At 67.0% G+C, this 11,195-nt stretch carries 9 protein-coding genes and 1 pseudogene; 3 read left to right on the top strand and 7 right to left on the bottom strand.

Going from position 1 to position 11,195, the window contains the following annotated elements; genetic code table 11:
* The first annotated feature begins 105 nt into the window (after positions 1–105).
* Positions 106–750 (top strand): class I SAM-dependent methyltransferase, encoded by a 645-nt coding sequence (locus ACJ7C5_RS00980; protein ID WP_412702815.1) that lies wholly within the window; start codon positions 106–108, stop codon positions 748–750.
* 224 nt (positions 751–974) lie between these two features.
* Here the strand turns inward: ACJ7C5_RS00980 and ACJ7C5_RS00985 are convergent, their stop codons facing one another.
* The 5 genes from ACJ7C5_RS00985 to ppsR all read right to left on the bottom strand — a co-directional run bounded on the left by ACJ7C5_RS00985 (position 975) and on the right by ppsR (position 5,231).
* Positions 975–2,339 (bottom strand): MATE family efflux transporter, encoded by a 1,365-nt coding sequence (locus tag ACJ7C5_RS00985; protein ID WP_412702816.1) that lies wholly within the window; start codon positions 2,337–2,339, stop codon positions 975–977.
* Between the two features lie 118 nt (positions 2,340–2,457).
* Entirely contained in the window at positions 2,458–3,075 is a 618-nt protein-coding gene (locus ACJ7C5_RS00990; protein ID WP_412702817.1) for a DUF2239 family protein, read from the bottom strand.
* Between the two features lie 143 nt (positions 3,076–3,218).
* Entirely contained in the window at positions 3,219–3,707 is a 489-nt protein-coding gene (locus ACJ7C5_RS00995) for an NUDIX hydrolase (RefSeq protein WP_094000883.1), read from the bottom strand.
* A 42-nt stretch (positions 3,708–3,749) separates the two neighbouring features.
* Positions 3,750–4,259 (bottom strand): DUF1249 domain-containing protein, encoded by a 510-nt coding sequence (locus ACJ7C5_RS01000; protein ID WP_033833151.1) that lies wholly within the window; start codon positions 4,257–4,259, stop codon positions 3,750–3,752.
* A 150-nt stretch (positions 4,260–4,409) separates the two neighbouring features.
* Positions 4,410–5,231 carry a posphoenolpyruvate synthetase regulatory kinase/phosphorylase PpsR gene (gene ppsR / locus ACJ7C5_RS01005; protein ID WP_014037622.1) on the bottom strand — a complete coding sequence of 274 codons (822 nt, stop codon included), beginning with the start codon at positions 5,229–5,231 and terminating at the stop codon, positions 4,410–4,412.
* 144 nt (positions 5,232–5,375) lie between these two features.
* Here ppsR and ppsA point away from each other — a divergent pair, with 144 nt between their 5' ends.
* A complete protein-coding gene (gene ppsA, locus ACJ7C5_RS01010) occupies positions 5,376–7,754 on the top strand; it encodes a phosphoenolpyruvate synthase (RefSeq protein WP_106468461.1) in 2,379 nt (792 codons plus the stop codon).
* A 154-nt stretch (positions 7,755–7,908) separates the two neighbouring features.
* Positions 7,909–8,802 (top strand): mechanosensitive ion channel family protein, encoded by an 894-nt coding sequence (locus ACJ7C5_RS01015; RefSeq protein WP_412702818.1) that lies wholly within the window; start codon positions 7,909–7,911, stop codon positions 8,800–8,802.
* Between the two features lie 227 nt (positions 8,803–9,029).
* Here the strand turns inward: ACJ7C5_RS01015 and ACJ7C5_RS01020 are convergent.
* Positions 9,030–10,157: pseudogene (locus tag ACJ7C5_RS01020) on the bottom strand (alkene reductase); the annotation flags it as partial.
* Positions 10,158–10,184: 27 nt separating this feature from the next.
* On the bottom strand, positions 10,185–11,060 hold the full coding sequence (locus ACJ7C5_RS01025; RefSeq protein WP_412702819.1) for an EcsC family protein: 876 nt from the start codon (positions 11,058–11,060) through the stop codon (positions 10,185–10,187).
* Positions 11,061–11,195: the final 135 nt, after the last annotated feature.

An 11,195-nucleotide genomic window follows, 5' to 3' on the forward strand; every position in this document is an offset into this window, starting at 1 on the left:
CACCCCGGAGCGGGGTTTCCCTACTTCCCAAGCCACAAGGTCGGCGCTATGGTCACCGGCGGACCCGCCGCCGCCACGTCCGAAACTCTGCAACGGACGATGATGATGCTGGATGCTCCCACCCTGGCCGCGCAGCTGCGGCAGCCCCATGGCAACGCCGCGCTGGCGGTCGCCGACTCGATGAACCGCAGCAACGGCGCACTCAACCTGGCCGCGATCGGGCTGCTGGCCGTTGGCGCTGGCGAACGGATCCTGGAGGTCGGCCCGGGCAATGCGGCCTTCGCACCGCTGATGCTGCAGGCCGCCGGCAGCCACTATCTGGGTATCGAGCTGTCCACGGCCATGGTCGAGGCCGGCAACCGGCGGCTGGCCAGCGCCGGGTTGGCCGAGCGTGCGGTGATGCGTCATGGCGACGCCCATGCGCTGCCGGTCGCCGATGCCACGATGGATGCCGCGCTGGCGGTCAACACCCTGTACTTCTGGCCAAACCTGGCCCCGGTGCTGGACGAGCTGGCGCGGGTGCTGCGCCGGGGCGGCCGCCTGTGCGTGGCCTTTGGCGATGCCAGCTTCATGCGCAGCCTGCCATTTGCTGCCGACTTCCAGCTGCATGAGCTGGACGCGGTGGAGCTGGCGCTGCGTGTGTCGGGCTTCCGCGTCTCGGCCTGGCGCAGCCACCGCGAAATCGCGAGCGGCAATGACGGCCAGACCCGCGAAAAGCACTTCCACCTGCTGCTGGCACAGCGGCGCTGAAGTGGTAGAGCCGGCCGCTGGCCGGCTGCCCCGGCATTCCGGATTGCCGGCCAGCGGCCGGCACTACCCAGCCTGCATTCGCCGCCAGCGAGCAACACAGAACACCTGCATCACCAGTGGCCGGCCCACCGCAGCCGCCGCAACGACGGTGATCCGACCGCGTGGTAGAGCCGGCCGCTGGCCGGCTGCCCGGACCATTCCGGGTTGCCGGCCAGCGGTCGGTATTACCCGACTTGCACCCGTCGCCGCCAACGCGCGAAGCAGAACACCTGCATCACCAGCATGGCCACCAGTCCCAACGGCCACGCCCACCACAGCCCCGGCAGCCCATGCCGCGCCTGCAACCACACCGCCAGCGGCAGCTCCAGCAGTAGTACCGCCGCCATGCCCAGCAACGCTGGCAACATCACCGTGCCACTGCCTCGCATCACCCCGACCAGCACCGCGCTGCCTCCCATCGCCAGCACGCCCCATACCACCGTGCGCAGCTGCGATGCGGCCAATTCGCGCACCTCTGCGGCCGCCAGGATCAGCCCGGTCAGCCAGGGCGCCAGCACCGTCACCAGCAGCACCACCGCGCTCAGCATCGCCAGCCCAAGCAGCACGCCGGTGCGAGCGATGGCGGGCAGCCGTGCCGTACGCCCTGCGCCCATCGCATGCGCCGCGAGGATGGTGGCGGTAATGCCCAGTGACATCGCCGGCAGCTGCACCCAGCTCATCAACTGGTTGACCGCACCATAGGCGGCCGTGGCCGTGTAGCCGTAGCGGTTGATCCAGCCCAGCAACACGATCTCGGCAATGGCCAGACTGAGCATCTGCAACGAGGACGGCACGCCGATGCGCAGCATCGCGCGGATGATCGCGCCATCGAAACGGATGGCGCACAGCAGCTCATGCCCCGGCGCCAAGGGGTGCCCCATCCGCTGCCAGCGCCACATCAGCCAGACCAGGGCCAGCAACGAGGCAAATGCCGCCGAGACTGCCGCACTGGCCGCGCCCAGCTGCGGCAGGCCCGCCCAGCCCAGGATCAGCAGCGGCGTGCACAGCAGGCCGATCGCCGTGGCCAGCAGCAGCGCATGCAGTGGCGTCGTTGCATCCCCCACTGCGCGGCTTACGGCAGTGGCCAGCCACAACAGGAAGAACACCGGAGCCCCCAGCAGCAGGACGCGTGCATAGACAATGGACTCACCGAGGACCGGCGCCGGCGTACCCAGTGCCGCCAGCAGTTGTGGCGCGAAGCCGCCGCCCACGGCCATCACCAGCACCGACAGCAGCAGGATCAGCGCCACCGCACTGCCAGCCACCGCGCGTGCCTGTTGCGGGCGGCCCGCGCCCCAGGCCTGGCCGATCAGCACCATCGCGCCCGTGGCCAGGCCCATCACCAGTGCCAGCAGCAGGAAGAAGACCGGGAAGAACGCAGCAGCTGCAGCCACTGCCTGTGTGCCGAGCAGATGGCCGAGGTAGATGTTGTCCAGCGTGCCTGCGGCCAGTTGCAGCGCATTGGTCAGCAGCATCGGCAGCAGCAGTGTCAGGTAGGTGCGCCACAGCGGTGGTGCGGTCGGAGGTGTCGGATGTACAGGGGTGCTCATGGGATTCTCTGGGCAAGGCACCGCCCTGCCCGGCGTTTCCGCCAGCAAAGCAAGCACAGGGGAAGCGGGCCGCAGCCCGCAATCAGATGACGCCGTCGCTCAGCAACGGCGCGATGGCTCAGCCGTCAGCGTCTTCGAAGGCCAGGCGCAGGGCGTGGTCACGCACGTCCTCGGGCCAGGAATGCAGCGCCGCTTCCAGGCCCGCGCGGTCGTGTGCGAACAGCACGCGGATGGCCTCCTCGAAACCCGGCAGGTCACCGGCGATGGCCTGCAGGAAGTGATAGGCACGCTCGCTGTGGCGGCGCTGCCGGTCCTTGTCGGCACCGGCACGGCTGGCCGCTTCCACCAGCCTGCGCAGCACCACGGAGGCCCCACCCGGCTGTTCGGCCAGCCACGCCCAATGGCGCGGCAACAGCGTCACTTCGCGGGCGACCACGCCCAGCTTTGGGCGGCCACGGCCACGCGGGGTTGCGGGTACATCTTCGGCAGTGGCGTCGGCCTCCGCCTCCATGGCGGCGGGAAACGCTTCGGTCACCCGCGCCAGCAGTTCTGCGTCGCTGCCGCGCGTGTCGAAATCGCGGGTTCGGCCGCTGGCGTTGTCGAACACCAGCAGCGGACCGGCGGCGTTGTCGGCACGCAGTTGTTTCAACGCCAGGGCCGCAACGTCCGGGGTACCGGAAGCGACCAGGCGATGGCCGTCGAAACAGCTGAAGGGAGGAAGTCGGGACACAGGCATGGCAATGGCATCAGAGGCGATGCGCGAATATTGCCCGGGTAATTTGTGAGAGTCAATATTGCCCGGGTATTAATTAACCAGGAGAGCGTGCCAACCAAGGGTGGCAGCTATCCGAAAGGTTGGCTCCCACCCGATTCGTCGGGTCACAGTCGACTGTAGGACCAGCTGACCATGCGACCGTCCTTGTAGGGCATCACGCCATGGAACGGGCGGGGGTCGGCGTCGAACACCAGCGGCAGGAAGTTGCGGTCGCCCTCCCACATCGGCAGCGTGTCCAGCTTGTCCAGGTCCACCCACTCCAGCGTGCCTTCGTGGTTGCCACCGTGTGGAGTGCCCTCGAATCCATCGATGACGAACACGAAGCCCAGCCAGTCTTCGCCGTGCTTGCCGAAACCGGGCCAGCTGATGGTGCCGCGCAGGCGCATGTCGGTGCAGTCGATGCCGGCTTCCTCGGCGATCTCGCGGCGCATGCTGGCCGCCACGTCCTCGTCCGCTTCGATCTTGCCGCCCAGGCCGTTGTACTTGCCCAGGTGGTGGTCACCAGGACGGGTATTGCGGTGGATCATCAGCACCTGGCGACGATCGGGCGACAGCACATAGCCCAGGGTGGCGACGATCGGGGTATACGGCATGGGGCAGCATCCAGCGGCAGGTCAGCCGTGGATTATGGCCGATCAGCGCACCAGCGACAGGCGACGCTCGGCAGGCGCACCGGCGCCGTCGGGATCGCGGCGCAGGGTGGCGACACCGTGGCCACGCTCGGCCAGGTATTCCAGCCACTTGCCGAGGAAGGTGTTCATCCGCATGCGGTGGCTGATCAGCTCCGCCGGCGGCGGGTACAGGCCCATGGTGTCCTGCCAGCGACGGCCGACGTAGCAGTGGGTGGTCTCGGCCTGGCGCGCGTCACGGTAAAGACGCACATACGCCGAGGGATCCGGCTCACCGGTAACCGGGTCGGCCAGGTCGTAGGTCAGGCGCAGTTCCACCGTGTAGCGGTGGCACTCGATCACGTCCAGGCGCACGTCCAGGCCGTCGCCGATCGAGGAAATGTAGCTGCCCGCCACCAGTCCGGCCGGTTCGAACAGGCGCACCAGGTGGCGGTAATTCTCCGCGTACAGGCCCATGAGCCAGCTCAGCCGGCTCAGGCGGGGAATGCGTTCGGTACGGGGCAAGGCTCGGGCCATGGGTCGATCCTACACGTTGGTGCTTCAACGTGGGGGCGGGATCGTCCCGACCAAAGGGGCTCGGTATCGACCAACGGTCGATACCCACCACGGAGGAAGGGCAATGCCCGCCCCCCATTTAGCCCACGACCGTTGGTCGTGGCGCACGGATCAATACAGCTCGCGCTGCAGCCCCAGCGTGGCCAGCACCTTGCTGGAAATCTCCTCGATCGAGGTATGCGTGGTGCTCAGGGTCGGGATCCGCTCCATGCGGAACATGGTCTCGGCCGCGGCCACCTCGCGCTTGCAGGTGTCCAGGTTGGCATAGCGCGAGTTCGGGCGGCGCTCCTGGCGGATCTGCTGCAGGCGGTCGGGGTCGATGGTCAGGCCGAACAGCTTGCGCCGGTAGGCACGCAGGCGCGGCGGCAGGCGGTCGCTTTCCAGGTCTTCGTCGGTCAGCGGGTAGTTGGCCGCGCGCACCCCGTAATGCAGGGCGAGGTAGATGCAGGTGGGCGTCTTGCCTGCGCGCGACACCGCCACCAGGATCACGTCGGCATCGTCGTAGTTCACCGCGATGCCGTCGTCATGGGTCAGGGCGAAGTTCATCGCGTTGATGCGACGGTGGTAGGTGTCGAAATCGACCATGCCGTGGGCCTGGCCGACCCGGGCCAGGCGCGGGCTGGCCAGTTCACGCTCCAGCGGCTCGATGAACGGCGCGAACACATCCAGCATCAACGCCCCGCTGTCGGCCAGGATCAGGCTCAGGCTCTGGTCCACGCAGGAGTTCACCACGATCGGCCGGACCTGGTACCGCTCCCCCGCCGCCTGGATCCGGGCACAGGCTTCACGCGCTTTTTCGGGGTCGTCGACAAACGACATGCGGTCGGTAATGAAGCTGAACCCGGAGAACTGGGTAAGCAGGCTATGCCCAATGGTTTCAGCGGTGATACCGGTTCCATCGGAAACGTAGAACACCGGACGGATGGTCGACATGCGCGCTTTTACCCCCTACGAAGCTTAAAAAGGCCGCCAGCACAAGCTTGTGCCGACGGTGCTCTGCCCGGCATCATATCGGCTTCTTCCTACGGACGCGGCCACTCAGCCCGCCTCGGGCGATGGCCAAACGGAGCATCGCGCTTGAACGAGAACATCCTGTGGTTGCACGAACTGCGTCTGGCCGATCTGGCCCGCGTAGGCGGCAAGAATTCGTCGCTGGGCGAGATGATCGGCAACCTCGCCGGTCTGGGCGTTTCGGTGCCGGGCGGTTATGCCACCACCGCTGAAGCCTTCAAGGACTTCATCGCGCACAACGATCTGTCCAAGCGCATCTTCGACAAGCTGGCCACGCTGGACGTCGAGGACGTCAACGCGCTGACCGCCGCCGGCAAGGAAATCCGCACCTGGGTGATCGACGCTCCGCTGCAGCCGCAGCTGGACCAGGACATCCGCACCGCCTACGCCAAGCTGAGCGCCGACAACGGCGGCGGCGACGTGGCCGTGGCCGTGCGTTCGTCGGCCACCGCCGAGGATCTGCCGGATGCGTCCTTCGCCGGCCAGCAGGAAACCTTCCTCAACGTCACCGGTGCCGACGACGTCGTGCACAAGGTCAAGGAAGTGTTCGCCTCGCTGTACAACGACCGCGCCATCGCCTACCGCGTGCACCACGGCTTCAAGCATGAGGACGTGTTCCTGTCCGCCGGCGTGCAGCTGATGGTGCGTTCGGGCGTCGGTTCCTCCGGCGTGCTGTTCACCCTGGACACCGAGTCCGGCTTCCGCGACGTGGTGTTCGTCACCTCGTCCTTCGGCCTGGGCGAAATGGTCGTGCAGGGCGCGGTCAACCCGGACGAGTACTACGTCTACAAGCCCACCCTGCAGGCCGGCAAGCCGGCGATCCTGCGCCGCTCGCTCGGCAGCAAGGCGATCCGCATGGTGTATTCGGATGTTCCGGGTGAGCGCGTCAGGATCGAGGACACCCCGGTCGAACTGCGCAACACCTTCTCGATCAGCGACGAGGACGTGCAGGAGCTGTCCAAGCAGGCGCTGGTCATCGAGAAGCACTACGGCCGCCCGATGGACATCGAGTGGGCCAAGGACGGTGTCAGCGGCAAGCTGTTCATCGTGCAGGCGCGCCCGGAAACGGTGAAGTCGCGCAGCCATGCCACCCAGATCGAGCGCTTCGCGCTGACCGAAAAGGGCGGCAACGTGCTGGCCGAAGGCCGTGCCGTTGGTGCCAAGATCGGCTCGGGCGTGGCCCGCGTGGTCAAGACGCTGGACGACATGAACCGCGTGCAGCCGGGCGACGTGCTGATCGCCGACATGACCGATCCCGATTGGGAGCCGGTGATGAAGCGCGCTTCGGCCATCGTCACCAACCGTGGCGGCCGTACCTGCCACGCCGCGATCATCGCGCGCGAGCTGGGCGTACCGGCCGTGGTCGGTTCGGGCAACGCCACCAAGGTGATCGAAGATGGCCAGCTGGTCACCGTCAGCTGCGCTGAAGGCGATACCGGCTTCATCTACGAAGGCAAGCTCGGCTTCGAGCGCACCACCACCGATCTGGGCAACATGCCGCCGGCACCGCTGAAGATCATGATGAACGTGGCCAACCCGGAACGTGCCTTCGACTTCGGCCAGCTGCCGAACGCCGGCATCGGCCTGGCCCGCCTGGAAATGATCATCGCCAGCCACATCGGCATCCACCCGAACGCGCTGCTGGAATACGACCGCCAGGACGCAGCGACGAAGAAGAAGATCGACGAGAAGATCGCCGGCTATTCCGATCCGGTCGGCTTCTACGTGGATCGCCTGGCCGAAGGCATCGCCACCCTCACCGCCTCGGTCGCACCGAATGCCGTGATCGTGCGCCTGTCGGACTTCAAGTCCAACGAATACGCCAACCTGATCGGCGGCAGCAACTACGAGCCGCACGAAGAGAACCCGATGATCGGCTTCCGCGGCGCCAGCCGCTACGTCGACCCAAGCTTCTCGGCCGCCTTCGCGCTGGAATGCAAGGCCGTGCTGCGCGTGCGCAACGAAATGGGCCTGGACAACCTGTGGGTCATGATTCCGTTCGTGCGCACCCTGGAAGAAGGCCGCAAGGTCATCGAGGTGCTGGAACAGAATGGCCTGAAGCAGGGCGAGAACGGCCTGAAGATCATCATGATGTGCGAAGTGCCGTCCAACGCACTGCTCGCCGATGAGTTCCTGGAGATCTTCGACGGCTTCTCGATCGGCTCCAACGACCTGACCCAGCTCAGCCTGGGCCTGGACCGCGACTCGTCGATCGTCGCGCACCTGTTCGACGAACGTAACCCGGCAGTGAAGAAGCTGCTGTCGATGGCGATCAAGGCAGCACGTGCCAAGGGCAAGTACGTCGGCATCTGTGGCCAGGGCCCGTCCGATCACCCGGATCTGGCCGAATGGCTGATGCAGGAAGGCATCGAGTCGGTGTCGCTGAACCCGGACACCGTGGTCGATACCTGGCTGCGCCTGGCCAAGCTGAAGGCCAACGGCTGATGCCGTGAAGGCCGCAGGCTGACGTCGTGTTCATCGGCGTCAGCCGATACTGCTGCTGCACGCAAGCCCCGCCTCTGCGGGGCTTGCTGTTTCTGGCGTCCGTACACGCCACGCGCACCTCGCGCCTGTCCCGTAGCAGCAAAGGAACTTCCGCATGATCGCCGCCGCACCGCCCGTCCCCGCCGCAACACCCTGGTTCCACTCGCTCGATTGGGAACGCCTGCTGGAAACCTACGGCGTACCGTTGCTGGCCGCGATCGTGGTGCTGCTGGTCGGCATGTGGGTGGCACGACGCCTGTCCAATGCGATGCCACGCGCCACCGCGCGCATGGGCGTGGACCCGATGCTGGGCAGCTTCCTGCGCAATGTGGTGTATGCCGCGTCGCTGGTCATCGTGGTCGTGCTGGCCATTGGTACGCTGGGCGTGCAGATCACCCCGCTGCTGGCCGTGCTCGGCACCGCTGGCCTCGCTGTTGGCCTGGCATTGAAGGATTCGCTGTCCAACATCGCCTCGGGCGTGATGCTGGTGACGCTGCGTCCGTTCCGTGTCGGCGACGTAGTGACCATTGCCGGACAGACCGGCACGGTGCGCGAAGTGCGCATCTTCCAGACCGTGCTTACCGGCGCCGACAACCAGCACACCACCATTCCGAACACGCTGATCACCGCCGCACCGATCATCAACCTGACCGCCGAGCCGACGCGTCGCGTCGAACTGGTGATCGGCATCGGCTACGAGGACAACATCCAGCTGGCACGCGACACCGCGCTGGCGCTGATGAAGGCCGACCCGCGCGTACTGCAGACGCCGGCACCGGACGTGGTGGTGTATGAGCTGGGCGCGCACGCGATCAATCTTGGCATCCGCTGCTACGTGAAGTCGGCCGACTGGTTCGGCACCAAGGTCACGCTGCTGGAACAGCTCAAGCTGGGCTTCGACAAGGCCGGCATCAACATCCCGTATCCGCAGCAGGACATGCACCTGTACCTGCATGGCAAGGATGGCGGCGTGGTCGAGGCCGACGCGCTGGTGCGCGACAAGCCTTGATCGGGAGTGCCGACCAACGGTCGGCACCCACCCACCGGCGATCCGAGATTGAAATGCCGGCCAGCGGCCGGCACTGCCCGGCCCCGCACACCCCGGTAGTGGCGGGCCGGGGGCCGCCCCCCTCGGGGGGAGGGGGGGGCGCGTTGTTTCACCGGTGGGGTAGAGGTGAAGCCGATCGCGCCTCCGCCGAAGAACGTCGCCCGATCCGGCGGGTTCAATTCCGCCCCCAGACGCAGGCGCTCCGGCAGGTCCGGATTGGCAATGAACGGGCGGCCGAAGCCGATCAGGTCGGCCCAGCCTTCGGCCAGTGCCTGCTCCGCGCGTTCGGCGGTGTACTTGCCGGCGTAGATCAGGGTGCCCGGGTAGACCATGCGCAGCGCCTGTTTGAACGCCACCGGCATCAGCGGTGCGTCGTCCCAGTCGGCCTCGGCGATGTGCAGGTAGCCCACGCCCAGCCCGCCCAGCAGGTGTGCCGCAGCCAGATAGGTGGCCTGCGGCGTGTCGTCCACCGCGCCCTGCAGGGTGGTCAGCGGCGCCAGGCGCACACCAACGCGCTCACCACCGGCCACCGTCACCACCGCTTCCACTACTTCACGCAGGAAGCGCAGCCGGTTCTTCAGCGCGCCACCGTAACCGTCGGTGCGCTGGTTGGCCTGCGAATCGATGAACTGGTTGATCAGATAGCCATTGGCCCCGTGCAGTTCGACGCCATCGAAGCCGGCGGCCAACGCATTGCGGGTGGCCTGCGCGTAGTCGGCGATGATGCCCGGAATCTCGGCCTCGGTCAGCGCGCGCGGCATCGAGTGCTGGATCATCTCGCCCACGCCCGCTTCCGGGCCTGCGCCGGTGGGGTCGACAAACACCTTCACGCCCTCGGCCAGCAGCGCCGACGACGACACCGGCGCGGCACCACCGGGCTGCAGCGCGACGTGCGAGACCCGACCCACATGCCACAGCTGGGCGTAGATGCGGCCACCAGCAGCGTGCACGGCGTCGGTCACCTGTCGCCAGCCCTTCACCTGCTCCGGGCTGTGGATGCCCGGGGTCCAGGCATAGCCCTGGCCCTGCGGGCTGATCTGGGTGCCTTCGCTGACGATCAGGCCGGCGCTGGCCCGCTGCGCGTAATAGGCAGCCATCTCGGCAGTGGCAACATTGCCGCCTGCCGCGCGCGAGCGGGTCATCGGCGGCATCACGATACGGTTGGGCAGGGTCAACAGGCCCAGATGGTGGGGAGTGAACAACATGGCGGCGATCTCTTGCGGGGGAGTGCCGCAAAGGATGGGGATGCCGGCTGCAGCGCAACAGGCGGAGCGTGGCAAAACAGTTGTGCCTGGCAGGCAAGGATGGCCTGGCATGAAGGCTCATCCATGCATGGCGTGGATCTACTCCAAGCGGGGTTCTATCCTGATCGTGCCATGCGCCACGCGGTCATAGCAGGCGCGCACCACATCTTCCCCGTACTTCAGCTCCAGCCGGCGCACGATGAAGTGGCCACGCGCCATGTCCTGGTAATAGTCGGTGAACATGGTATTGAGCGTTGCACCAGCAGCGGCGCCGACAATCGGCACCGCCTGCGCGGCGAATTTCTCGGTGACAACCACCCCGAAGCGCGCCGCCACCTTCTCCACCATCTTCGCCAGCAGCTTGCCAGCTTCCTTCGGCGCCACGCCCAAGGTCAGATCGCGGCCGGTCACCACGCGCCCGGCCAGCTCGGCCGACAGATGGCGCATCACATCAGTGGTGAAGCCGCGAGCCAGGTAATAGCCGGTCTCGCTGGCATCGTCACGCGGCGAGTTCCCACCCAGCGCGAACACCTCCAGGCACGCCTGGCGGGTGCTGAACTCGGACAGGTCGAACCCCTCGCTGCGGGCTACGTCGGCCACGGCGCGCATCATGATGGTGGTCGACACCGGCAGCTCGATGAACAGCGCGGCGAAACCAAAGGCCCCGCCGACCGCACCCGAGGTGGCCGCCGCCAGCTTGTGCCAGCGGGTGGACGCGCCCTTGCCGGGCGTGTTGTCCATGCTCCACAGCGCGGTCTGCGCCGATTTGCTCAGCGCCGCCTGCACGGCGCCATGGATGCGATTGGAGACCGAGCTGGGCAGTGCCTTCACCGCGAACTCCAGCGGCGTACCGACCAGGTTGGCCATGCGCGCGGTCAGGGTCGGCGCTTCCAGCAGGGTCACCGCCCGCTGCAGGTCGGACCAGTCGCGGGCGTCGTGGGCAATGTCGCGGGGGAGCAGGATGGGCTCGTTCATGGCGCCGATCTTAGCGCCAGGGAGTTGAACGGAGGGTAGTGCCGGCCGCTGGCCGGCAACCTGATACACGTCACGAAGGCCGCTGAAATTACCGCCACCGGCCCGGCCCACCAGGTAACGGGTCAAACCGGTGCG

It is taken from the genome of Nocardiopsis yanglingensis, assembly GCF_045809185.1.
Lineage (GTDB): Bacteria > Pseudomonadota > Gammaproteobacteria > Xanthomonadales > Xanthomonadaceae > Stenotrophomonas > Stenotrophomonas yanglingensis.